This is a genomic window from Pseudomonas sp. AK-TSAG1-1, from assembly GCF_056821665.1.
This window is the reverse complement of the sequence record NZ_CM165965.1, coordinates 5050325-5075658: the sequence shown is the minus strand read 5'-3', so window position 1 is coordinate 5075658 and position 25334 is coordinate 5050325. Positions and strand designations below refer to the sequence as shown.

18 protein-coding genes are annotated in these 25334 nt (G+C 60.3%); 13 read left to right on the top strand and 5 right to left on the bottom strand.

Annotated elements, in window-relative coordinates:
* The 7 genes from ispG (at nt 1) to AC1UK9_RS22800 (ending at nt 8009) form a co-directional block, all read left to right on the top strand.
* The gene (ispG, locus tag AC1UK9_RS22830; protein WP_025109215.1) at nt 1-1110 is read left to right on the top strand and encodes a flavodoxin-dependent (E)-4-hydroxy-3-methylbut-2-enyl-diphosphate synthase; all 1110 of its coding nucleotides are present in this window, start codon (nt 1-3) and stop codon (nt 1108-1110) included.
* 36 nt (nt 1111-1146) lie between these two features.
* Entirely contained in the window at nt 1147-2436 is a 1290-nt protein-coding gene (gene hisS / locus AC1UK9_RS22825; protein WP_007964435.1) for a histidine--tRNA ligase, read from the top strand.
* A 41-nt stretch (nt 2437-2477) separates the two neighbouring features.
* Complete coding sequence (locus tag AC1UK9_RS22820) at nt 2478-3119, top strand: tetratricopeptide repeat protein (RefSeq protein ID WP_482578555.1); 642 nt, start codon at nt 2478-2480, stop codon at nt 3117-3119.
* Entirely contained in the window at nt 3112-4263 is a 1152-nt protein-coding gene (gene bamB / locus AC1UK9_RS22815; RefSeq protein ID WP_025109213.1) for an outer membrane protein assembly factor BamB, read from the top strand. The genes AC1UK9_RS22820 and bamB overlap by 8 nt, the downstream gene beginning before the upstream one ends.
* Before the next feature lie 212 nt (nt 4264-4475).
* Complete coding sequence (gene der / locus AC1UK9_RS22810) at nt 4476-5948, top strand: ribosome biogenesis GTPase Der (RefSeq protein ID WP_025109212.1); 1473 nt, start codon at nt 4476-4478, stop codon at nt 5946-5948.
* 133 nt (nt 5949-6081) lie between these two features.
* A complete protein-coding gene (locus AC1UK9_RS22805; protein WP_482578554.1) occupies nt 6082-7230 on the top strand; it encodes a pyridoxal phosphate-dependent aminotransferase in 1149 nt (382 codons plus the stop codon).
* On the top strand, nt 7218-8009 hold the full coding sequence (locus AC1UK9_RS22800; RefSeq protein WP_025109210.1) for an amidohydrolase: 792 nt from the start codon (nt 7218-7220) through the stop codon (nt 8007-8009). The genes AC1UK9_RS22805 and AC1UK9_RS22800 overlap by 13 nt, the downstream gene beginning before the upstream one ends.
* A gap of 176 nt (nt 8010-8185) precedes the next feature.
* Here the strand turns inward: AC1UK9_RS22800 and leuA are convergent, their stop codons facing one another.
* The 4 genes from leuA to AC1UK9_RS22780 form a co-directional block, all read right to left on the bottom strand.
* Nucleotides 8186-9865, bottom strand: a complete 1680-nt coding sequence (gene leuA / locus AC1UK9_RS22795; protein WP_025109209.1) for a 2-isopropylmalate synthase — start codon at nt 9863-9865, stop codon at nt 8186-8188.
* Nucleotides 9866-10330: 465 nt separating this feature from the next.
* Entirely contained in the window at nt 10331-11155 is an 825-nt protein-coding gene (locus tag AC1UK9_RS22790) for a peptidoglycan DD-metalloendopeptidase family protein (RefSeq protein WP_025109208.1), read from the bottom strand.
* Nucleotides 11156-11158: 3 nt separating this feature from the next.
* On the bottom strand, nt 11159-12538 hold the full coding sequence (gene xseA / locus AC1UK9_RS22785; protein ID WP_473013494.1) for an exodeoxyribonuclease VII large subunit: 1380 nt from the start codon (nt 12536-12538) through the stop codon (nt 11159-11161).
* A gap of 76 nt (nt 12539-12614) precedes the next feature.
* Nucleotides 12615-13556: a LysR family transcriptional regulator gene (locus AC1UK9_RS22780; protein ID WP_473013493.1), complete on the bottom strand. Its 942-nt coding sequence runs from the start codon at nt 13554-13556 to the stop codon at nt 12615-12617.
* Nucleotides 13557-13656: 100 nt separating this feature from the next.
* Here AC1UK9_RS22780 and AC1UK9_RS22775 point away from each other — a divergent pair, with 100 nt between their 5' ends.
* The 4 genes from AC1UK9_RS22775 to guaA all read left to right on the top strand — a co-directional run bounded on the left by AC1UK9_RS22775 (nt 13657) and on the right by guaA (nt 18420).
* A complete protein-coding gene (locus tag AC1UK9_RS22775) occupies nt 13657-14424 on the top strand; it encodes a sulfite exporter TauE/SafE family protein (protein WP_473013492.1) in 768 nt (255 codons plus the stop codon).
* Between the two features lie 183 nt (nt 14425-14607).
* On the top strand, nt 14608-15156 hold the full coding sequence (locus AC1UK9_RS22770; protein WP_025109205.1) for a hypothetical protein: 549 nt from the start codon (nt 14608-14610) through the stop codon (nt 15154-15156).
* A 116-nt stretch (nt 15157-15272) separates the two neighbouring features.
* Complete coding sequence (gene guaB, locus AC1UK9_RS22765; RefSeq protein WP_025109204.1) at nt 15273-16742, top strand: IMP dehydrogenase; 1470 nt, start codon at nt 15273-15275, stop codon at nt 16740-16742.
* 100 nt (nt 16743-16842) lie between these two features.
* A complete protein-coding gene (gene guaA / locus AC1UK9_RS22760; protein ID WP_482578553.1) occupies nt 16843-18420 on the top strand; it encodes a glutamine-hydrolyzing GMP synthase in 1578 nt (525 codons plus the stop codon).
* Nucleotides 18421-18502: 82 nt separating this feature from the next.
* Here guaA and AC1UK9_RS22755 read toward each other — a convergent pair whose 3' ends face one another.
* Nucleotides 18503-23158 (bottom strand): dermonecrotic toxin domain-containing protein, encoded by a 4656-nt coding sequence (locus AC1UK9_RS22755; RefSeq protein WP_482578552.1) that lies wholly within the window; start codon nt 23156-23158, stop codon nt 18503-18505.
* A 213-nt stretch (nt 23159-23371) separates the two neighbouring features.
* Between AC1UK9_RS22755 and AC1UK9_RS22750 the strand changes: the two genes are divergently transcribed.
* Together AC1UK9_RS22750 and tadA are read left to right on the top strand one after the other, a co-directional pair.
* Entirely contained in the window at nt 23372-24748 is a 1377-nt protein-coding gene (locus AC1UK9_RS22750; RefSeq protein ID WP_025109201.1) for a multicopper oxidase family protein, read from the top strand.
* On the top strand, nt 24748-25245 hold the full coding sequence (gene tadA / locus AC1UK9_RS22745) for a tRNA adenosine(34) deaminase TadA (RefSeq protein WP_025109200.1): 498 nt from the start codon (nt 24748-24750) through the stop codon (nt 25243-25245). Before AC1UK9_RS22750 ends, tadA begins: the two co-directional genes overlap by 1 nt.
* Nucleotides 25246-25334: the final 89 nt, after the last annotated feature.

Sequence of the window (25334 nt, the reverse complement as noted above, 5' to 3'; positions counted from 1 at the left end):
ATGCACGGCGAATCTCCAATCAAACGTCGCGTTTCGCGCAAGATCTGGGTCGGTAACGTGCCTGTCGGCGGCGATGCGCCTATCGCTGTGCAGAGCATGACCAACAGCGACACCAATGATGTTGCTGCCACCGTCGCCCAGATCAATCGTCTGGAAGCGGCCGGTGTCGACATCGTCCGCGTTTCGGTACCGGACATGGACGCCGCCGAGGCGTTCGGCAAGATCAAGCAACTGGTCAAGGTGCCGCTGGTTGCCGACATCCACTTCGACTACAAGATCGCTTTGCGCGTCGCCGAACTGGGTGTGGACTGCCTGCGCATCAACCCGGGCAACATCGGTCGCGAAGACCGTGTGCGCGCCGTGGTCGATGCGGCCCGTGACCGCGGGATCCCGATCCGCATCGGCGTCAACGCCGGTTCCCTGGAAAAGGATCTGCAGAAGAAGTACGGCGAGCCGACGCCGGCTGCGCTGGTCGAGTCCGCGCTGCGTCACGTCGAGCACCTTGAGCGCCTGAATTTCCAGGACTTCAAGGTCAGCGTGAAAGCCTCCGACGTGTTCATGGCCGTCGAAGCCTACCGCTTGCTGGCCAAGGAAATCGTCCAGCCGCTGCACCTGGGCATCACTGAAGCTGGTGGTTTGCGTTCGGGCACAGTGAAATCCGCCGTGGGCCTAGGTATGCTGCTCGCCGAGGGGATTGGCGATACTATCCGCATCTCGCTGGCGGCCGACCCGGTCGAGGAAGTGAAGGTCGGTTACGACATTCTCAAGTCTTTGCATCTGCGTTCCCGTGGCATCAACTTCATCGCCTGCCCGAGCTGCTCGCGGCAGAACTTCGATGTGGTCAAGACCATGAACGAGCTGGAAGGGCGCCTTGAAGACCTGCTGGTGCCGCTGGATGTCGCGGTGATCGGTTGTGTGGTCAACGGCCCCGGCGAAGCCAAGGAAGCCCATATCGGCTTGACCGGCGGCACGCCAAACCTGATTTACATCGACGGCAAGCCGTCGCAGAAACTGACGAATGACAATCTGGTGGACGAGCTGGAAAAGCTGATCCGCGAGAAAGCGGCCGAGAAGGTCGAAGCTGACGCAGCGGTTATCGCACGCGGCTGACCTGACTGAAGCGCCGAACGAATTTAAGGATTTAAAGTGAGCAAGTCTCTGCAAGCCATTCGTGGCATGAACGACATCCTGCCCGAACAGACCCCGCTGTGGCGTTATTTCGAGGGTACTGTCGCACGTCTGCTGGATAACTACGGTTACAAGCAGATCCGCATGCCGATCGTCGAGTTCACCGAGCTGTTCAAGCGCTCCATCGGTGAAGTGACCGACATCGTCGAAAAAGAGATGTACACCTTCGAAGACCGCAACGGCGACTCCCTGACCCTGCGTCCGGAAGGCACTGCGGCGTGCGTGCGTGCGGTGCTGGAACACGGCATCACCGGCGGTGGTCAGGTTCAGAAGCTCTGGTACATCGGCCCGATGTTCCGTCACGAGCGTCCGCAGAAAGGCCGTTATCGCCAGTTCCACCAGATCGGTCTGGAAGTATTCAATCTCGACGGTCCGGACATCGACGCCGAGCTGATCATCATGACCTGGCGCCTGTGGGGCGAGCTGGGCATCCGTGATGCGGTCAAGCTCGAACTCAACAGCCTGGGCACCAGCGAGTCCCGGGGTCGCTATCGTGAAGCGCTGGTCGAGTACCTCTCGGCGCACCACGACAAGCTCGACGAGGACAGCCAGCGTCGCCTGAAAACCAACCCGTTGCGTGTACTCGACACCAAAAATGCCGACACTCAAGCGGTGCTGGTCGATGCGCCGAAAATGGCCGACTACCTGGATGACGAATCCCGTGCGCACTTCGAAGGTCTGAAGGCGCGCCTGGACGCGGTCGGTATTCCGTACGTGCTCAACCCGAAACTGGTGCGCGGCCTCGATTACTACAGTAAAACCGTATTCGAATGGGTCACCGACAAGCTCGGTGCCCAGGGCACTGTCTGCGCGGGTGGTCGTTACGACGGTCTGGTCGAGCAGATGGGCGGCAAGCCGACCACTGGCGTTGGTTTCGCCATGGGCATCGAGCGTCTGGTGTTGATGCTCGAAACCCTGGAGCAGATCCCGGAAGAAATCTCCCGTCAGGTCGACGTCTACCTCTGCGCTTTCGGCGAACAGGCCGAACTGGCCGGTCTGGCCCTGGCCGAGCGTGTGCGTGACCAGCTTCCAAACCTGCGTCTGCAAGTCAATGCCGGCGCCGGCAGCTTCAAAAGCCAGTTCAAGAAAGCCGACAAGAGCGGTGCACTGTACGCACTGATCCTGGGTGACGACGAAATGGCCCAGCAAGTGGTAGGTTTCAAACCCCTGCGTGGCCAGGGCGAACAACAAAGCATTGCCTGGGATGCGCTTGCCGCTCACCTGGCCACCTGCGTCGTGCAGGGTTGAAGCTGTCTAAACAGCCGATTTAGCGATTAAGGAGTATTGGGGTGTCGAGTACCGAAGACGAACAGTTGGCGGATTTGAAGGACTGGTGGACACGCAACGGCAAACCTCTGGTCACCGGCGGCCTGTTGGCGCTGGTCATCGTGTTCGGCTGGCAGGCTTTTCACAAGTATCAGAGCAACCAGTCGCAAGGCGCCTCGGTGCTCTATCAGCAACTGCTGGAAACCACGCTGACCCCGGACGGCAAGCCTGACGCTGCACGCGTTGCGGATCTGGCCGGCAAGCTCAACAGCGAATTCGGCGGCACCGCGTACGCACAGTACGGCAGCCTGTTCGTGGCCAAAGTAGCGGTCGACAGCGGCAAGCTGGACGACGCAGCGACCGAACTCAAAGCCATTGTTGCCAAACCGGCGAACCCGGCGCTGGGCGAAATCGCCCGTCAGCGTCTGGCGCAGGTGCTGGGTGCGCAGAACAAGGCCGATGAAGCTCTGAAGCTGCTCGACGGCGATGCCGACAAGGCGTTCCTGGCCGCTCGCGAAGAACTCAAGGGCGACCTGCTGGTACAGCTGGGCCGTACTGACGAAGCGAACGCGGCGTATCAAAAAGCCAAGGCGGCACTGTCGGATGAAGCGGCAGTCGGCGGCCTTCAAATCAAGCTCGACGACCTGGCCAAAGGGGATGCGTGACGTGATCCGTTGGAAGCATGCAGCATTGCTGGCTCTGGCCATTCTGGCCGCGGGTTGCAGCAGCAACAGCAAAAAAGAATTGCCACCGGCCGAGCTGACCGACTTCAAAGAAGAAGTAGTCCTGCAGAAGCAGTGGAGTCGTTCGATCGGTGACGGTCAGGGCGAAACCTACAACATGCTGGTGCCGGCGATCGACGGTGACACCATCTACGCGGCCGATGTAACCGGCGTGCTGATGGCCATGGATCGCAGCAATGGCGACGTGAAGTGGAAAAAGGATCTTGACCTGCCTGTCTCCGGCGCCGTTGGCGTGGGTTACGGTCTGGTCACGATCGGTACCCTGAAGGGTGAAATCGTTGCTCTCGACGCCATCAACGGCGAAGAGAAGTGGCGCGCCCGGGTGTCCAGCGAAGTCCTCGCGCCGCCGGCCAACAACGGTGACGTGGTGGTGGTGCAGACTCAGGACGATCGTCTGATCGGCCTGGACGCGGCTACCGGCAACCGTCGCTGGACCTACGACAGCACCCCTGCGGTACTGACCCTGCGCGGCACCAGTGCGCCAGTCGTGACCAACCGCCTCGCGGTGGCTGGGCTGTCGACCGGTAAAGTGGTCGCCCTGGACATTTCCAACGGTGTGCCGGTCTGGGAGCAACGCGTCGCGATTCCAACCGGTCGTTCGGAACTGGAACGCGTGGTCGACATCGACGGTGGTCTGCTGCTGTCCGGTGAAACCCTGTACGTCGCCAGCTATCAGGGTCGCGTCGCGGCACTCGATCTGCAAAGCGGCCGTCAACTCTGGCAGCGCGATGCGTCGAGCTATGCCGGTGTTGCCCAAGGTTTCGGCAGCGTCTACGTGAGCCTGTCTTCGGGCACCGTTGAAGGCGTCGACGAGCGTTCCACCACAGCACTGTGGAGCAACGACTCGCTGGCTCGCCGTCAACTGTCGGCTCCGGAAGTGTTCTCCAGCTACGTAGCCGTCGGTGACCTGGAAGGTTACCTGCACCTGTTGAGTCAGGTGGACGGTCGTTTTGTGGGTCGTGAGCGTATCGACAGCGACGGCCTGCGTGCCCGTCCGCTGGTGGTGGGCAACACGATCTATGTGTATGGCAACAGCGGCAAACTGGAAGCCCTGACCATCAAGTAACAACTATGCTTGGGGTTAACACCCCCAGGCAGCCTCACTTGTGGGAGCGGGCTTGCTCGCGAAGGGCGTCAACGATGACGCGTACAGGCTGAATAAACGCGGTGCTGCTACGGTTTTTCGCAAGCGGCCCGTTCCCACAGTGTTGCCCCGAGCACCAGCCGCTGCCTCGCAGCGGCTTTTGTATTTTCTGAAATAACGAAGTGGAGAGCCGCATGGTTCCCGTAATCGCCCTGGTGGGCCGACCGAACGTCGGCAAATCCACCTTGTTCAACCGCCTGACCAGGACGCGTGACGCCATCGTCGGCGACTTGTCCGGTCTGACCCGTGATCGCCAGTACGGTGAGGCCAAGTGGCAAGGGCGTTCCTACATTCTGATCGACACCGGTGGTATCTCCGGTGACGAGCACGGTATGGACGAAAAAATGGCCGAGCAGTCGCTGCTGGCCATTGAAGAAGCGGATGTTGTGCTGTTCCTGGTAGATGCCAAGGCCGGTTTCACCGCCGCCGACCAGATGATCGCCGAACATTTGCGCAAGCGTAACAAGCGCTCCCACGTGGTTGCCAACAAGGTCGACAACATCGATCCGGAAATGGCCCGCGCTGAATTTGCCCCGCTGGGCATGGGCCACGCGATCCCGATCGCCGGTGCTCACGGCCGTGGTATCACTCAGTTGCTGGAAGCGGCACTGAGCGATTTCCCGCGTGACGAAGACGAGCCGCAGGAAGGCGAAGAGGAAGAGATCGTCGCCGAAGGCGAGGAAGCCAAGCGTATTCCTGGCCCGAGCGAAAAAGACGGGATCAAGATTGCCATCATTGGCCGTCCGAACGTCGGCAAGTCGACCCTGGTCAACCGCATGCTCGGTGAAGACCGGGTTATCGTCTATGACCAGCCCGGCACCACCCGCGACAGTATCTACATCCCGTTCGAGCGCAATGACGAGAAGTACACGCTGATCGACACCGCCGGTGTGCGCAAGCGCGGCAAGATCCACGAAGAAGTCGAAAAATTCTCCGTGGTCAAAACCCTGCAGGCGATCAAAGACGCCAACGTGGTGATCTTCGTGATGGACGCCCGCGAAGGCGTGGTCGATCACGACCTCAACCTGTTGGGCTTCGCGATCGAATCCGGTCGTGCGCTGGTCATCGCGATCAACAAGTGGGACGGCATGACGCCAAGCGAGCGCGACTTCGTGAAAGTCGAGCTGCAACGTCGCCTGTTCTTCGTTGATTACGCCGACATCCACTTCATCTCGGCGCTGCACGGTACTGGCGTGGGCAACCTCTATGCCTCGGTACAGAACTCGTTCAAGTCCGCGGTAACCCGCTGGCCGACCAGCCGTCTGACCCAGATCCTCGAAGACGCGGTCAGCGAGCACCAGCCGCCGATGGTCAACAGCCGCCGGATCAAGCTGCGTTACGCTCACCTGGGTGGTGCTAACCCGCCGATCATCGTGATCCACGGTAACCAGATCGAGAAAGTGCCGAAGTCGTATGTGCGCTATCTGGAAAACACTTACCGTCGTGTTCTGAAGCTGGTTGGTACGCCGATCCGCATCGAGTTCAAGGGCGGCGAGAACCCGTATGAAGGCAACAAGAACACGCTGACCGACCGCCAGGTCAACAAGAAGCGTCGTTTGATGTCGCACAACAAGAAAGCCAGCAAGAAGCGCCGCGACAAGAAGTAATTCGCCGCTTTGAGTCGGGTTTGACAGAAGAAAGGGTGCTCACCAGAGCGCCCTTTTTTTATGAGCGCCGGATGGGCTATTCTCGGGCTCTCCCGCGCCGTTGACAGAGCCGGGTGTTGAGCAGGGAACCCCGATGATTACCAGTAAGCTGCCGAATGTCGGCATCACTATTTTCACGCAGATGTCTCAGCTCGCGGCGCAGACCGGAGCGATCAATCTTTCCCAGGGTTTTCCTGATTTCGATGGTCCGCAGTCGCTGCGCGATGCGGTAGGTCGACATATTGCCAGTGGGCATAACCAGTATTCACCCATGACCGGTTTGCCGGCACTGCGCCAGCAGATTGCGGCAAAGATCGCCCGTAGCTACGGTGCACGAGTGGATGCGGACACCGAAGTGACCGTGACGCCCGGCGCGACCCAGGCGATCTTCTGTGCGATTCAGGCGGTTATCCATAGCGGTGACGAAGTGATCGTGTTCGACCCGTGCTACGACAGCTACGAACCGGCGACGGAGTTGGCGGGCGGTCGTTGCGTGCACGTACAACTGAGTCCGGACGATTTCTCCATCGACTTCGACAGGCTCGCCGCGGCCCTGAGCCCGCGCACGAAAATGATCGTCATCAACACCCCGCACAATCCGAGCGGCGCACTGATCAGCCGTGCCGAACTGGATCAACTGGCAGAGTTGATCCGTGGTCGCGACATCTACCTGATCAGCGACGAAGTCTATGAGCACCTGGTGTTCGACGGCGTGCCGCACGTCAGCGTGCTGGCCCATGAAGAATTGTATCAGCGTGCCTTCGTGGTCAGCTCGTTCGGCAAGACCTATCACGTCACTGGCTGGAAAACCGGCTATGTCGTTGCTCCGCCGGCGCTGACGGCAGAACTGCGCAAGGTGCACCAGTACGTCAGTTTCTGCGGTGTCACGCCGCTGCAATATGCTTTGGCCGACTACATGGCCGAGCATCCGGAACACGTCGAAGAGCTGCCGGGTTTCTATCAGGCCAAGCGTGATCTGTTCTGTGATTTGCTGGCGCCGTCGCGATTCACCTTCACCCGTGTCACCGGCACCTATTTCCAACTTGTCGATTACTCGCAGATTCGTCCCGACTTGAATGACGTCGACATGGCGATGTGGATGACCCGAGAACACGGCGTGGCGAGCATTCCGGTGTCGGTGTTCTACCAGAATCCACCCGCAGGCCAGCGCCTGGTGCGCTTGTGCTTCGCCAAACGCGAGGAGACGCTGCGCGAGGCAGCGGCAAAACTATGCGTGATCTGAGTGCATTGCCCGATCTCAATCTGGCGCTGATCCAGACCAGCCTGGCCTGGCACGATCGTCAGGCCAACCTTGAACACTTCGACATGCTGTTGGAGCAGGCCCAAGGGGCAGACCTGATTATTCTGCCGGAGATGTTCACCACCGGCTTCTCGATGGAGTCCGAGACCCTGGCTGAAGCCGAGCATGGCCCGACCAGCAAGTGGATGAAGGCGCAGGCGGCGAAGCTCAATGCAGTGATTACCGGCAGCGTGATCATTCAGGCGGCGGACGGCAGCCATCGTAATCGCCTGTTGTGGGCGCGGCCGGATGGTGAAGTCTGGCACTACGACAAACGCCATCTGTTCCGCATGGCCGGCGAGCACAACCATTACACCCCCGGTGAACGTCAGGTGCAGTTCGAGCTCAAGGGCTGGCGGATTCGGCCGCTGATTTGCTACGACCTGCGCTTCCCGGTGTGGAGTCGCGACGCTCAGGACACGGACCTGCTGCTGTACACCGCCAACTGGCCGGGTGCGCGGCGTCTGCACTGGAACCGCCTGTTGCCGGCACGGGCGATTGAAAACCTGTGCTACGTGGCCGCCGTGAATCGCGTCGGCACTGACGGCAAGGGTTTTGCCTATACCGGCGACAGTCAGGTGCTGGATTTCCAGGGTGAGACGTTGCTGGCGGCGGGGGAGGCGGACGGAGTGTTCAAGGCCGTGCTGGAAGCGGCGCCATTGGCGGCTTACCGCGAGCGCTTTCCGGCGAATCTGGATGCGGACACGTTCGAGTTCACCTGATATTCGCGTCGCCTGAGCGACCACTTTCGCGAGCAAGCCCGCTCCCACAGGGGAATGCATTCCAAATGTGGGAGCGGGCTTGCTCGCGAAGAGGCCCGATCAGGCAACACAAACCTGCCGGCATAAAAAAGGCCCCGGAGTTCGCACTCCGGGGCCTTGTGCATTTCAGCGATCGCTTACGCCGCTTTCGCTTCCGGCTGGCTCAACGAGCGGTTCAGTGCACTGAACAGCGCCTTGAAGCTGGCGGTGGTGATGTTTTCATCGATACCCACGCCGTGCACCGCACGCTCACCGTTCACCCGCAGCTCGATGTAAGCCGCTGCCTTGGCGTTGGTGCCCGCGCCGATGGCGTGCTCGTTGTAATCCATGATTTCCACCGGGATCGGCAGGCCGGCCACCAGGGCTTCCAGCGCACCGTTGCCCTTGCCGCGCCAGTGCAGGTTGGTTTCGCCCTGACCCTTGCTCGCCACTTCCACTTCGACGGCGCTGTTGCCGTTTTCTTCCTGCAGGCGATGGCTGACCAGCGCGTACGGGGTGTTGGCTTGCAGGTATTCGCTGATCAACAGCGAGTGGATCTGCTTGGCGGTCATCTCCAGACCCAGACGGTCGGTTTCACGCTGCACAACCTGGCTGAACTCGATCTGCATGCGACGCGGCAAGCTGATGCCGTATTCCTGCTCCAGCAGGTAAGCGATACCGCCCTTGCCCGACTGGCTGTTGACGCGGATCACCGCCTCGTAGCTGCGGCCGATGTCGGCCGGGTCGATCGGCAAGTACGGCACTTCCCACAGGGTGTCCGGTTTCTGCTGGGCGAAGCCCTTGCGGATGGCGTCCTGGTGCGAGCCGGAGAATGCGGTATGGACCAGGTCGCCGACGTACGGATGACGTGGGTGTACCTGAATCTGGTTGCACTCTTCGACGACTTTGCGCACGCCGTCGATGTCGGAGAAGTCCAGCTCAGGGTCGACACCCTGGGTGTACATGTTCAGTGCCACGGTGACCAGGTCGACGTTACCGGTGCGCTCGCCGTTGCCGAACAGGCAGCCTTCGACGCGATCCGCGCCCGCCATCAGGCCCAGCTCGGTGGCGGCGACGCCAGTGCCACGGTCGTTGTGGGTGTGCAGGCTGATGATCACGCTGTCACGACGGTTGATGTTGCGGCCGAACCATTCGATCTGGTCGGCGTAGATATTCGGCGTTGCGCATTCGACCGTCGCGGGCAGGTTGAGGATCATCTTGTGCTCAGGCGTCGGGTTCCAGACCTCGATCACCGCATCACAGACTTCCTTGGCGAATTCCAGCTCGGTGGCGCTGAAGGTTTCCGGCGAGTATTCGAAGGTCCACTCGGTGTCCGGCTGCATCGCTGCGTATTTGACGAACAGCTTGGCCGCGTTGACCGCGATGGCCTTGATACCGTCCTTGTCCTGGTTGAACACGATGCGACGGAAAGAAGGCGAGGTGGCGTTGTACAGGTGAACGATGGCTTTCTTCGCTCCGCGCAGGGACTCGAAGGTACGCTCGATCAGGTCTTCACGGCCCTGGGTCAGCACCTGAATGGTGGTGTCGTCCGGGATGTGGCCTTCTTCGATGAGGGTCCGCACGAAGTCGAAGTCGGTTTGCGAAGCGGCCGGGAACGAGGCTTCGATTTCCTTCACACCCACTTGAACGAGGGTTTTCCAGAAGCGCAGCTTCTTCACCGCGTCCATCGGCTCGATCAACGACTGGTTGCCGTCACGCAGGTCGGAACTGCACCAGATCGGCGCGGCGTCGATGGTTTTCGACGGCCAGGTGCGATCCGGCAGATTGATGACGGGGAACGCGCGGTATTTCGAAGACGGGTCTTTGAGCATGCTCATCGGGAAAATCCTTATTGTCTGGGCCGAAAAGAGGCGGCCTGCCGGTGGAACGAATGTTCGGGGAAACGCTTGGGACGAGGCGCAGCGATTCAGCCCGGCAGTCGTGCGCTGACGAGGCACAGACTGCGGTGCTGGCGAAGCTGAATAAGGGTGTGAGAGGTTTTCATGTCTTCAACCCTAACCGCGAGGGGAGAGGATGGCAAGCAGTCGAAAAAAATTGAGAGGAATACTCGAAAAGCGGGGATTTGCGCGATTTTATTGTGCGCCAGGCTGCAGATCGTTTTGATGTTTGCGCGGGGTTTGATTGGGGCGCAATTGAAGCAGGTGGGGTGTCAGCGGTATTTTGCGGTGTGGGATCGGGCGCCTTCGCGAGCAAGCCCGCTCCCACAGTTGATCGTGTTCACGACACAAACTCTTTGTAGGAGTGAGCCCGCTCGCGATGAGGCTGGTCAGCTCAATCAACAATCACGGTTGAAACGCACCAATGAAAATCGCCGGATCCACCCGCGCATCGTTCAGGCTGATGTTCCAGTGCATGTGCGGCCCGGTCGCGCGACCGGTGGAGCCGACCTTGCCGACCACTGCGCCACGGGCCAGTTGATCGCCGACTTTCACATCGATTTTCGACATGTGGCAGAACATGCTGATAAAGCCCTGCCCGTGATCGACAAACACCGTGTTGCCATTGAAGAAGTAGTTGCCGGTGAGGATCACCTTGCCCGCCGCCGGGGTCTTGATTGGCGTGCCGGCCGGTACCGCAAAGTCGAGGCCGGCATGCGGGTTGCGCTCTTCACCGTTGAAGAAGCGGCGTACACCGAACTTGCTCGACAGCGGCCCGTTGACCGGTTTGTCCAGCAGCAGGTTGCTCGGGGTCGTCGGGCTGAAGCTGCGGTAGGCCTTGATCTGTTCGGCCAGTTCGCCCTCGATGCGCTTGAGGTTGGCCGGGTTCGGGTTGACCTGCTGGGTGTTCTTCAGGGTGATGTGCTGTTCCGGGTACTTCTTGTTGCCGACCGTGAACGGCAGATTACGCCCGCCGCTGCTGATCTGCTGACTGCCGGGTTTGACGCTCAGCGGCACGCCGACAATTGCCAGCCAGTTGTTCTGTTCCTTGACCACCAGCACCGGTTTGCCCTGATAGGTGGCTGTTGGCGCCTGCGCGGCGCTGCCCAGATCAACCACCGCCACGCCGCCCGGTACCGGCTTGTTCAGCAGGCGGGTGATGTAGCTGTCGGCATGCGCATTGAGGGTGGTCAGGCACAGCAGGAGTAGCGGAGCGAAAAAACGCGGCATGGATCAGTCCAGTAAAGAGAGGGTGACGGGCGTCAGGTGATTGTCCTCGACGCGCACTTGCAGCTCGCCTTCGCCGAGTCTGGCTTTCAGGCGTTGGCCGGTGTGAGTCTGCGCGGCGTTTCGGATCGCCTGGCCGCGTTCATCCAGCAGAATGCTGTAGCCACGACCGAGAGTCGCCAATGGGCTGACCACATGCAGTGTCTGCATCTGGCTGTGCAGTTGCAGGCGACGGCTTTTCAGGCCTTCACGCATGGCCCGGGGCAGGCGCTCGGCAAGGCTGTCGAGGCGTTGGCGCAACATCGCCAGTTGGCGTCCCGGGTGCTGTCCGGCGAGGCGGGTTTCCAGACGGATCAGCCGTTCGCGACGGGTATTGAGTTGACGCTCGAACGCCCGGCGCATGCGCATGTCCAGGTCATCCAGACGCTGAGCCTGCTGGCGCAGACGCTCGCCGGGGTGACGCAAACGGCGTGAGATGCCTTCCAGGCGCAGACGATCCCGCATCAGCCGGTCGCGCATGCGCATCACCAGCCGGCGATGCAGGCTTTCGACCCGGCGCACCAGGTCGCTGGAATCCGGAGCGAGCAATTCGGCGGCCGCGGAGGGCGTGGGGGCGCGGACGTCGGCGACAAAGTCGCTGATCGACACATCGGTTTCATGCCCGACGGCACTGACGATCGGCGTGACGCAGGCATCCACCGCGCGGGCCACGGCTTCTTCGTTGAAGCACCAGAGGTCCTCCAGCGAGCCGCCGCCCCGGGCAAGGATCAGCGCGTCGAAACCACGGGCATCGGCCAGTTTCAGTGCGCGGACGATCTGCGCCGTGGCTTCGCGGCCCTGCACGGCGGTGGGGATCAGTGTCAGTTGCACCTGCGGCGCCCGGCGGCGGAACACGCTGATGATGTCGCGAATCACCGCGCCGGTCGGCGAACTGATGATGCCAATGCGTTGCGGATGCGCTGGCAACGGCACTTTGCGTTCGGCACTGAACAGGCCTTCGGCGCTGAGCTTTTCCTTCAGCGCATCGAAGGCCAGGCGTAGCGCACCGTCACCGGCGGGCTCCACGGTGTCGAGAATCAGCTGATAGTCGCCGCGCCCTTCGAACAGTGAGACCTTGCCGCGTACTTTCACCGCCAGGCCGTCCTTCAGCGCCTGACGCACCCGCGCCGCATTATTGCGGAACAACGCGCAACGCACCTGCGCACCGCTGTCCTTGAGGGTGAAATACACATGGCCGGACGCCGGGCGAGCAAGGTTGGAGATTTCGCCTTCGACCCAGATGTTGCTGAACACGTCTTCGAGCAACACCCGCGCGCGGCCGTTGAGCTGGCTGACGGTCAGGACTTCACGGTCAAGGCCGAGCCTTGAAAAGGGATCTTTAATCATGGGGCGCAGTTTAAGGGCATTCGCCAGGCAATCACCACCAATCCAATGTTGGGGCGGGCTTGATCGCGAAGGCGGTTTAGCATTCAACGTCTCCAGTGACTGACACTGCGCCTTCGCGAGCAAGCCCGCTCCCACAGGATTTTTTGAAGGACTGGAGGAAGTTGTTGACCAGGGGGGTGGGGTTTTGCCGGTAGGCGAGGGCGACCGTACTTTGGCAGTCGGGATCGGCCAGCGGCAGAAATCGTACGCCGTCGGGCGCAATGTCCTGCATCGATTCGGGCAGCAGGGCGATGCCGAATCCAGCCTGGATCAGTTGCAGTTGGGTGGTCTTGCGCGACATCACCCGCGCCGCTTTGGGGAAGAAACCCTGGCGCATGCACAGGTCGGCACACAAATAGCTGAGTCCGCCGCGCTGTGGATGCGGAATAGAAATGAACGGCTCGTCCCTCAGTTGCGCCAGTTCGACCGAGGCTGAATCGGCCAAGCGATGACCGGCCGGCACCGCCAGCAGCAGGCGTTCGGTGAATAAAGGCAGCACCTGAACGCCTTCTCGCTGGCGCAATACCGGCAGGCGCAACAGGCCTATGTCGAGACGACCTTCAGCCAGCTCCTCAAGCTGCGCCTCGGAGGACAGCTTGCCGATGTCCAGCGACACGCCATTCTGCTGCTCAAGATACGTGCTGATCCGGCGTAATAAATGTCCGCTGAGCGACACGGTGCTGGAGTGGCTCAGGCGCAATGTGCCCCGTTGGCCGTTGCCGACTTCGGTTGCCATCGCGCTGGCTTTGCTCAGTTCGTTGAGCAGGTTTCTGGCTCGCGGTAAAAACGCCTCGCCTGCCGCCGTGAGCCGGGGCTGGCGTGCAGTGCGTTCGAACAGCGGCGTTTGCAGGCGGGTTTCCATGTCCTTGATCTGCCGGCTCAGGGCCGATTGCGCGATGAACAGGCGTTCGGCGGCAGCACTGAAGCTGCCGCACTCGGCAATTTCCACGAAGTAGCGCAATTGACGGGTCGATAGCACCTGATATGCCTTTTCGAGATGAGTAAGCGACATTGAGCATATTAGTCGCAACGCTCGGCGCTGGCTAAAGTCATCTCAGGCTAATAAAGGAAGTGGGTCGATGAGTGTGCTGGGGTTGTTGAGCGAGTGGTCGTGGGGTGCGGGTGGTTGGGTTGTGATTGGCTTGGGCATCGCGCTGGCCTATATCGTGTTCGGGATTGCCGGATTCGGTACGGCGCTGGTCGCGGGGCCGATTCTGATTCTGTTCATGCCCCTGTCGAAAATCGTGCCGTTGCTGGTGCTGCTGGATTTTGTCGCGGCGTTCGGCAATCTGCTGCCCTCGCGGCGGGATGTGGCCAAGCCCGAGTTGTTGCGGCTGCTGCCGTGCATGGCCGTGGGCTGCACGTTGGGGGTGATTTTTCTGCTTAACCTCAAATCCGATCTGTTGTTGCTGTTGATGGGGCTGTTTATCAGTGCCTATGCGGTTTACAGCCTGTGGGTGAAGGCCCGGCCGACGCAGTTGTCCGCCGGTTGGGCACTGCCGATGGGCACGGTGGGCGGGCTGTTTGGTGCGCTGTTTGGCAGCGGCGGCTTCTTATATGCAATCTATCTCAACAGCCGCTTGCCTAAAGACGCGGCCCGGGCCACGCAAAGTGCGCTGATCAGTTGCAGCACGGTGGTGCGCTTGAGCCTGTTCGCCATCGCCGGGGTCTATGCCGAGCTACCCTTGTTGATGCTGGCGCTGTGTCTGTTGCCGGCCATGGCGCTGGGTTTGTGGATCGGGCGGCGGTTGACCATGCGCTTGTCGCGCGAGGCGTTTGTGCGGCTGGTGACGTGGCTGGTACTGGCGAGCGGTCTGGCGTTGATCGGGCGCTATCTCAGCACTTGACCGGATTTTGTCAGGGATTAAGCTGCCGGCCGCACTGACGTCTTCGCGGGCAAGCCCGCTCCCACAGGTTTCTCTGGTGTACACAACATTTGTGATCGTCGAGATCCCTGTGGGAGCGGGCTTGCCCGCGAAGACGGCGGAGTGAGCACCGCAGAACTTCCATTTGACGTCGCAGGCTGCACCATGAATTCGCAAAGCATCATCGTCCCGAAAATCTCCACCCTGCCGGTCCACGAACCCCGGGCGCGGGCGATCGTGCGCTGGCTGGTGCGCAAGAACATCATCGAAGAAGAGTTGACCACCTGTGGTCGCACCGGCAATCGCATGGGCCATGCGATTGCCGATGGCGCGCGTGCGGTGGTGCTGCACCCCGAGGCGCTGCCTTTCGGTGAACCGATCAACGGGCTGGAGATCATCGTCAAGCGTTGCATCTACACCCCGGCCAAGGGTTTTCTCGAAGAGGCCGGTTGCGCCGAGTGCCGCCGCGAAGTCGGTGAAGCGCTGTTCGAGAGCCTGGAAGACTGGATGCCCGGGCGCACCGACAATTTCACCTGCCCTGAATGCGGGCATGAAGACGACATCAACGGCTTTCTGTATTTGCAGGAATGTGCGTTTTCCAACCTGGGTTTCATCTTCAACAACTGGCTGGAGGCCGGGTTCAAGCAAAGCTTTATCGATGAGTTTGCTGATTGGCTCGACCAACCTGTCTCTTGGGTCAAGGTGGAGCTGTAGACGCGGGGATCCCCGTACATCAGCAACATTGATATTAAGCTGAGTTTTACATTGAACAGCGGGGGGTGTCTGACTATAATGGCGCGCTTCCATTTTCCCGCTCGGGAGCCCCCGCGATGCTGCGTATCAGCCAAGAAGCTCTGACATTCGACGACATTCTCCTAGTGCCTGGTTATTCCGAGGTGCTTCCTAACGAAGTCAGTCTCAAGACCCGCCTTACCCGTGGCATCGAGCTGAATATTCCACTGGTTTCCGCTGCCATGGACACCGTCACTGAAGCCCGTCTGGCAATCGCCATGGCTCAGGAAGGTGGTATCGGTATCATCCACAAGAACATGACCATCGAGCAGCAAGCTGCCGAAGTGCGCAAGGTCAAGAAGTTCGAAGCCGGCGTCGTCAAGGACCCGATCACCATCGAGGCTGACGCCACGGTTCGTGATCTGTTCGACTTGACCCGCATGCACAACATCTCCGGCGTTCCGGTTCTGCACGATGGTGACCTGGTCGGCATCGTCACTTCCCGTGACGTGCGCTTCGAAACCCGTCTGGATGCCACCGTACGTGAAGTGATGACGCCTAAAGAGCGTCTGGTCACCGTACGTGAAGGCGCCAACAAGAACGAAGTCCGCGAGCTGCTGCACAAGCACCGTCTGGAAAAAGTCCTGATCGTCGACGACAAGTTTGCCCTCAAAGGCATGATGACCGTCAAAGACATCGAAAAAGCCAAAGCCTACCCGCTGGCCAGCAAGGACGACCAAGGTCGTCTGCGCGTTGGCGCTGCTGTCGGTACCGGTAAAGACACCGGTGACCGCGTAGCCGCTCTGGTCAACGCCGGTGTGGACGTGGTGGTGGTCGACACCGCGCACGGTCACTCCAAAGGCGTGATCGACCGCGTTCGCTGGGTCAAAGAGAACTTCCCTGAAGTACAGGTGATCGGCGGCAACATCGCCACCGGCGCAGCTGCCAAGGCCCTGGCCGAAGCCGGCGCCGATGCCGTCAAGGTCGGTATCGGCCCAGGCTCGATCTGCACCACCCGTATCGTCGCCGGTGTCGGCGTGCCGCAAATCAGTGCCATCGCCAACGTTGCTGCTGCCCTTGAAGGCACTGGCGTTCCGTTGATCGCCGACGGCGGCATCCGTTTCTCCGGTGACCTGTCCAAGGCCATCGTGGCCGGTGCTTCCTGCGTGATGATGGGCTCGATGTTCGCCGGTACTGAAGAAGCGCCGGGCGAAATCGAACTGTTCCAGGGCCGTTCGTACAAGGCTTATCGCGGCATGGGCTCGCTGGGCGCCATGTCCCAGGCTCAAGGCTCGTCCGATCGTTACTTCCAGGACTCCTCGGCAGGCGCCGAGAAACTTGTACCTGAAGGGATCGAAGGCCGTGTGCCGTACAAAGGCACCCTGAGCGCGATCATTCACCAGTTGATGGGCGGTCTGCGTTCCTCGATGGGCTACACCGGTAGCGCCAACATCGAAGAAATGCGTACCAAGCCTGAGTTCGTGCGGATCACCGGTGCCGGTATGGCCGAATCCCACGTTCACGACGTGCAGATCACCAAAGAAGCGCCAAACTACCGCGTAGGTTGAGGCTTCAAGCAAATCATCAAGCAACCGGGGCTGTTTTATTCAGCCCCGAGTTGTTTCTGAATCACGACTGTTTCTGAATTACTTAAGACGAGACTGAATCATGGCCCTCGACATTCACGCTCACCGCATCCTGATCCTCGACTTCGGTTCGCAATACACCCAACTGATCGCCCGCCGCGTGCGCGAGATCGGTGTGTACTGCGAACTGCACCCGTTCGACATGGACGAAGATGCGATCCGCGAATTCGCACCTAAAGGCGTCATCCTCGCCGGCGGCCCCGAGTCCGTGCACGAAGCCAACAGCCCGCGTTGCCCGCAAGCCGTGTTTGACCTGGGTGTACCGGTTTTCGGTATCTGCTACGGCATGCAGACCATGGCCGAGCAACTGGGCGGCAAGGTTGAAGGTTCCGAACTGCGTGAGTTCGGTTACGCCCGCGTTGACGTGGTCGGCAAGAGCCGCCTGCTCGACGGCATCGAAGACCACATCGACGCTGACGGCCTGTTCGGCCTCGACGTATGGATGAGCCACGGTGACAAGGTCACCAAGATGCCGGAAGACTTCCACATCCTGGCCAGCACCCCGAGCTGCCCGATCGCCGGCATGTTCAACGATGATCGCGCTTACTACGGCGTGCAGTTCCACCCGGAAGTGACCCACACCAAGCAGGGCGGCCGCATCCTGTCGCGCTTCGTTCTGGACATCTGTGGCTGTGAAGCGCTGTGGACCCCGTCGAAGATCGCTGAAGACGCCATTGCCAACATCCGCGCACAAGTCGGTACCGACAACGTGCTGCTGGGTCTGTCCGGCGGCGTTGACTCCTCGGTGGTTGCGGCGCTGCTGCACAAGGCCATCGGCGACCAACTGACCTGCGTCTTCGTCGACAACGGCCTGCTGCGCCTGCACGAAGGCGAGCAAGTGATGGCCATGTTCGCCGAGAACATGGGCGTCAAAGTGATCCGCGCCAATGCTGAAGAACAGTTCCTCGGCAATCTGGCCGGCGAAGCTGATCCAGAGAAGAAGCGCAAGATCATCGGCCGCACCTTCATCGACGTGTTCGATGCCGAATCCTGCAAACTGGACAACATCAAGTATCTGGCGCAAGGCACCATCTACCCGGACGTGATCGAGTCGGCTGGCGCGAAAAGCGGCAAGGCGCACGTGATCAAATCTCACCACAACGTGGGCGGTCTGCCGGAAGAGATGAACCTGAAACTGGTCGAGCCACTGCGCGAACTGTTCAAGGACGAAGTCCGTCGTCTGGGCCTGGAACTCGGCCTGCCTTACGACATGGTCTACCGTCACCCGTTCCCGGGTCCGGGCCTGGGCGTGCGGATCCTCGGTGAAGTGAAGAAGGAATACGCCGACCTGCTGCGTCGTGCCGACCACATCTTCATCGAAGAACTGCGCAAGGCCGACTGGTACCACAAGGTCAGCCAGGCGTTCGTGGTGTTCCAGCCAGTCAAATCGGTTGGCGTGGTCGGCGATGGCCGTCGTTACGCGTGGGTTGTAGCACTGCGTGCCGTAGAAACCATCGACTTCATGACCGCACGTTGGGCGCACCTGCCTTACGAACTGCTGGAAACCGTCTCCGGCCGTATCATCAATGAAATCGAAGGCATCTCCCGCGTCACGTACGACGTGTCGAGCAAGCCACCGGCGACGATCGAGTGGGAGTGATCCTGCGCAAGCCGTAAAGGCTTGATCGCTGCAACCGAAAAGCCGTGTGAAATCCGTTTCACACGGCTTTTCTGTTTTTGCATTACAGCGGTTGTGACCAGCCGCCCAGTTGCATGCCCATGTCATCCAGTGCCTGCAACAGCGTTTTCATGCTGGGGTAGCGTTTGCCGCTGACCGAAGGCCAGTTCGGGCGTTCGATGTAGTAGCGGCCGCTATCCGTTTCGATGCGCGTACGGACAAGCGCCCGGTTGCGGCTGCGGTGAACCAGATAAGTCGTCCCGGGTTCTTGTTTCAAGGTGTACATGCCGTGTCGGGACAACAGGGGGTCGATTTCTGCCATTGATCTGGTAGCCCAAGGCGTCTCGACTTGCAGTTGCAAGTCACCCTGGACCAATGCGGTTTCATCCCCCAACCCGCCAATCGGCAGGATTTTGCCCGGATCCACAGTGATGCCGGTGGATAGATTCTCGGCAACGTCTTCGATGCGGATTCCGATGGCTTCTTCCAGCTCACTGACCCCGGCGACGCCCTCGTAGGTGTTGGCGTGGGAGTTGCCCATGAGGGCGATCCATTTGTGAGCGCCGCGTAGCGACTGATCGGCGCGAATGATCGAGCGGGCGTAGTAGTTCATCATTTTCTGTCGTGCGGTTGTTTGAATGGCCGGCTCCAGCGATCCGATTTTTTCCATGCCGTTGAGTCGATAGCTCGCCATGCAGTCGATCGCCTGCACCCGAATCCTGTATTGGCGGGCTTGCTTGACCAGCTCCAGAAAGGTGTAGCGCTCAAGCGGATCAGTCATGTTCCCGACGTCGAGGGCTTTGAGGTAGTTCGCCAGGTCCGTGGCCATCACCCCAGTTTCGAAGAAGGCATCCAGGGCGGCTTGATGGAAGTCGGTCAGCAGGTGTTCCATGTACAGCGTCTTCACGTTTTTGCCGGTGAGCAACGCCATGTTCTCGATCAGCCATTGCTTGCTGCCGATGGAGCCGTGGCTTTCGCCGATGATCAGGCCTCGGGCATGCTCGAGGATCTTGTCGATAATCTCCTCGGCGCTGGCGTCGGGATTGAGTGTTGGAATGGGCGGGCGGCCGGGCAACTTCAGCTCGGCATAAAAGCGGATGGCATCCCGATACAGGTGCTTTCTAATCGCCTTGAAATCACGGTAGGCATCGAACTCGTTGAGGCTATCGTAGTAATCGCGCAGCGCCTCATCGTTTAACCCGGCCGCGCCATCCTCAAGTTCCGGTCTCAGTCGGGTGGGGACGTCATACTCCGAGGCGGGCAGGTGCGGCGCCGGTGTCTTGCCGCCACCCTTGAGGCCGAGGCGCGGCAGGGTCTCCCATTCACCTTCGGCGTTAAGGCGCACGGGGATCGAGTCAGCCAAGGCATGCGGATTTTCCGGGTCGATGATTGCCCAATGCCCACCGCCGTTGGCGTCGGCTTCATAGCGCACGTAGTACGCGGTGTCGTCCATCATGATGGCGGTGGCAGGGTTTGAGTCGAGTTGATAAATGCCCTGAAATTTTCCTGAATCGCTGATGGGCGTTTGCCCTTCGAGCAGTTCATTGGCTTGCCAGTTGGACGGTACGGTCGGGCGCTGGATTCCCGGACGCGCTGGCGCGAGGTCCCCCAGCAATGACGATGCGCCTTCAGCTTCACCGGCCAGCTCTGGCCAGCCCATTGGCCGCATGCCTCTGGCGATCAGTTGTTGTTTCAGCTCATCGAGATTGGCCACCGTCATGGTGTCGTAGGCTCGCCCGAGCGGGGTATCCAGATTGATCCTTCCACCCGGTGTCGGTCTGACGACACTGTCCGCCATGCGCAGGCTGGCGTTGCGATACACCACCAGGATGCTGCTTCTATAGCGTTGAAAGGTGAACATCCCCGGTTCCGGCAACAGCGCTCGCAGTTCTTGTGAGGTCCTGTATGCCCACGGGGTTTGCATCTGCACGCGCCAGTCGCCCTTGATCAGTGACTGGAGGCTGTCGGGGTCGCTCAAGCCCTCTACCTCAAAGGCAGGGGCATCGGGATAGTCCGCGTATTCCATCGTTACGCCGGGATCAGCCGTGATGGAGTGTGCCGATCCAGGTTGTGCATCCACGACACGTATGCACAACGCATCGGTCTGTTCGCTGATGCCCTGATAGCCTCTGAAGGCTGCCATGTTTTCCTGATCGACCAGCGCGACCCATTTGGCTGGGCCTTTCAATTCCTGATTGAAACGGATGACCTCGCTTGCAAAAAAACTGCGCGACATTTGAGTGTCGGGTACTGGATGGAGAGGGTCTTTATTGATGTTGTAGGTTGTCGACATGTCGATGGCCTGGACCCGGATACGCTGGGCATTGGCAGCTTTCACCAGTGACAGGAGATTGAATTTTCCTTCGGGGTCGTTTCCGGCCTTGATGTCGAGCCGGGTCAGATAATTTTCCAGCTCCTCGGACATTTCTCCGCTACGTGCGTAGGCGTCCAGATCGAGTTGGTTGACGTTGGCCAAGAGTTCCTGGAGGTACAGGGTTTTCACTCCGGTACGGGCCAGGTTTGGCATCTCCTCGATCAGAAGCGTCTTGCTGCCGATGCTGCCTCGACTTTCACCGATGACCAGCCTGGGCTTTTGCGCCAAGGCTGTCTCCAGCAGTTCGGTCGGTGTGGGCGCTGTGGCCGATACGGGCGGGCGAGGTGTTGGCGGGTGCAGTTCGTAAAAGGCGCGGGCATCGTTGATCAGGTTTGTGCGAGGTTCTTCCTGAGCCAGATCGAACTCACTCAACGTGATTATTTGTTCGTCTGCAGGGGCCATCAGCGCACTACGGGCACCGTCACTCTCGAGATCGGACTCGACCACACTGCGCACATCTATGCCACCCAGCGTCCATACCCGCCGGAATTGGCCCTGGACATCTGGCCCCCCCAATGCCCATGCCCTCATTTCGGGATCCTCAAGACCGGTCACATACACACCGGGTGATTGCGCCCATTCCTCGACAACGCGCCCCCCAGCCGTGCTTTCTACGGTGGAGGGCAAGACGTCCATGCCACCCTTCAACCCCAATCGCGGGATGACTTCCCACTTGCCTTCGGCGCCCATGCGGACAGGAATCGAACCCGAAAAAGCATCAGGGTTTGCCGGGTCGATGATTGCCCAGTGACCGCGACCATTGAGGCCGTTTTCATAGCGCACGTAATAAGCGTTGTCGTTGAGTTTGATCGCGGTCGACGGGTTCGATGCGAGCCGGTACGTGCCATGAAACTTGCCCGGTTCACGCACCAAGGCGTTTTCGCTGAGCGGTCCCTCAATCTTGAAGGACGCTGGTACTTCTGCGTCTGGCGCGATCACGGTCGGCTGTTCAATCGTGATGTCAGTTGCCGTTTTGGCCGGTTGCGTCGACTCAACCAGATCGGCCATTTCCTGCGCTTCGGCCGCATCAATCTCGGGGCCGATGTCCTGTAGCGATCCCGGGCCTTTGAGCATCAACAGATTGAAAAGCAGGTCGATGCTGCTCAGCACTGACCCCAGGATGCCGGCCTTGCGATCTTCCGGGGTTTTGCCGTTGGCGGCCTGATCGATATTCAGGCCCAGGCTCGCCAGGCTGGCGCCGACCACCGGCAAGGCGACCGGCCAGCCGACTACGGCCATCGGGCCGAACAAGCGCAGCCCGGCGCTGAGGTAGCCTTTCCAGAGTTTTTTGCGTAGATCGCCATTGGAGGTTAACGACAGCGCAGAGTCGGCAAACATCGTGTCTTTGGCCGCGTCTCGCAACCAACTGAAGGCATCACCTTCAATGACGTGGTTTTCCTGATTGATCAGGTGATGGTCATAGGTGCCCCACATCGCCACCAGCTGGTTCATGATGTCGCTGATGTTTTCGCCGATGACCTGGCGATTACGCAGAGAGTAGTGGCTCATGAACACCTTGCGCGCCGCGTCTGTGTTCAGTTGCTGGAGCATCCAGAAGTGCATGTCGGTGATGGTCTCAACGACTGCAAAAGGTTTGTGCTCGCCGGGAAGGTAAAGAATCTGCCGACCTTTGGGGAGCACGAAACGCAAAATGTTGGTGGCAACGTAACCGGCGAAATCCAGGGTACGAACTCCGTCGCAAGTGTGCTGCGCTTGCAGCAGTTGCAGGCTGACAGGCCAGGTGATGGGGCCGATCACGGCGTTGGTCACGTGCTGGAAGTCGTCGTCGCTTAACTGGCCTTTGTCCCGCGCTTGCACCGCGTCACTGAGGAAGGTGCACTTGGTCAGCGTGCGGAAGTCGCTGGCATTGTCGTTCCAGAACGCCGTCAACCTGTCGGTGTAGAGGGCGCTGAAGTCGATGTTCCAGAAGTCATTCAGCACCGCATTGCCATGCAGGTGGACTTCATTGGTTTCGTTGAAGGTGTCGACCTCCGGACCTGCCGTGTAGAAGCCTGCGTAGACATCGAGCAGGTCCGCGTTGTCCTGGTCGGAAACGCGAAAACGCTGGATCACCAATTGAGTGAGGGTCAGGGTGGTGGCGGGCTTTTCGTACAGGTGCTCCCAACCGGTGAATGTCCTGGTGCTGCTTTGCGCAGCATCGAAGCGATGGAAATAGACCTTGTCCGGGTCGAGGTGGGCGAGGCCGTATTTCTTCAGCAGACCGCCGGCGACTTCATAAGCGGTGTCGCGCAGGCCGGGGCAAGTCTTGACGATGGTGGTGGCGATGGCTTTGAGGGCAGCCTTGTCGGCGGCATTGGGCAACGGGCGGGCTTCGATGGCGTTCATACACTCTCTTTCCTTGAGAATCGGGCAGCGAGGATGACCCGTTGGCTCAAGGTTTGTGCACTACATAGTTATGCCTGTCGAAAATATCTGGGCGCAGCCCTTGTTGGCTGTGACCAGTCGCCGCGCTGCCCTTACTGTTTCGCAACCGCAGGTGTATCGTAATCGCCTTTTGCGGGTCTTGGGCCTGTTGCTGATAGTGAGGTAGTTGAGTTCATGTCCTTTACCCGTCGACAAATCCTCGGTGGTCTGGCCGGTCTTGTGGTGGTTGGCGTGGGGGCCGGTGGCGCGTCGCGCTACTGGCTGGGCAAGATGGCCGACGCTGACGCAGGCCACGACTACGAGTTGATCGCCGCGCCGCTGGACGTGGAGCTGGTGCCGGGGCACAAGACCGAGGCCTGGGCGTTCGGCCCTTCGGCACCTGGCACCGAATTGCGCGTGCGTCAGGGTGAATGGCTGCGAGTGCGCTTCATCAACCATCTGCCGGTGGCAACCACCATTCACTGGCACGGTATCCGTCTGCCGCTGGAGATGGACGGCGTGCCGTACGTGTCGCAATTGCCGGTATTGCCCGGTGAATATTTTGATTACAAATTCCGCGTGCCGGACGCCGGCAGCTACTGGTATCACCCGCACGTCAGCAGCAGCGAAGAATTGGGGCGCGGGCTGGTCGGGCCGTTGATCGTCGAAGAGCGCGAGCCGACCGGGTTCAAGTACGAAAAGACCCTGAGCCTGAAGAACTGGCACATCGACGATGAAGGCAATTTCGTCGAATTCAGCATCCCTCGGGAAGCGGCGCGTGGCGGCACGGCGGGACGTCTTTCGACCATCAACGGTGTGCCGGCGCCGGTGATCGAGTTGCCGGCCGGGCAGATCACCCGGGTGCGTCTGCTCAACCTCGACAACACCCTGACGTATCGCATCAACATCCCTGGCGTCGAAGCGCAGATCTATGCGCTGGACGGCAACCCGGTCGAGCCGCGGCCGCTGGGCAAGGAATATTGGCTGGGCCCGGGCATGCGCATTTGTCTGGCGATCAAGGCGCCGCCGGCCGGTGAAGAATTGTCGCTGCGCAACGGCCCGGTACGCCTGGGTACATTGCGCTCGGTGGCCAACAATGATGCGCCGACGGACTGGCCAAAAGCCCTGCCGGCCAACCCGGTGGCCGAGCCGGATCTGGCGAATGCCGAGAAACTCAACTTCAATTTCGAATGGGTCGGTTCGGTGTCGGTCAACGTCGACAACGGCAAGCCGCCGAGCCTGTGGCAGATCAACGGCAAGGCCTGGGACATCACCGACAAGACCTGCGCGGACCGGCCGATCGCCAGCCTGAAACTGGGCCAGAGCTACATTTTCGAATTGAAGAATATGACCCAGTATCAACACCCGATCCACCTGCACGGCATGAGCTTCAAGGTAATTGCGTCGAACCGGCACAAGATCGTTCCGTATTTCACCGACACCTATCTGCTGGGCAAGAACGAGCGTGCGCAAGTGGCGCTGGTGGCGGATAACCCGGGCGTGTGGATGTTCCATTGCCACGTGATCGACCACATGGAAACCGGCCTGATGGCCGCCATTGAGGTGAAGTGATGCGCCAGATTCGCCCCGCCGCGATCATCGACCGCAGCCGTGACCGGGATTTCATGCGCGAAGCTCTGGCCCTCGCTGCCCAAGGCGCAGCCCTTGGCGAAGTGCCGGTGGGTGCGGTGCTGGTGCAGGATGGCGAGATCATCGGTCGCGGCTTCAACTGCCCGATCAGTGGCAGCGACCCGAGTGCCCATGCGGAAATGGTCGCGATTCGTGCGGCCGCCCAAGCGGTAAACAATTATCGGCTGCCGGGCAGCACGCTCTACGTGACGCTGGAGCCGTGCAGCATGTGTGCAGGGCTGATCGTGCATTCGCGGATTGCCCGGGTGGTGTATGGCGCGCTGGAGCCGAAAGCGGGGATTGTGCAGAGTCAGGGGCAGTTTTTTACCCAGGGCTTTTTGAATCACCGGGTACTGTATGAAGGCGGGGTGCTGGCGGAGGAGTGTGGCGCCGTGCTGACCGAGTTCTTCAGGGCGCGCCGCGCAAAATCCACTGAATAAAAACAAAACAAATGTGGGAGCGGGCTTGCTCGCGAAGAGGGAGGGCCAGTCGACATTGATGTCCCTGACACACCGCTTTCGCGAGCAAG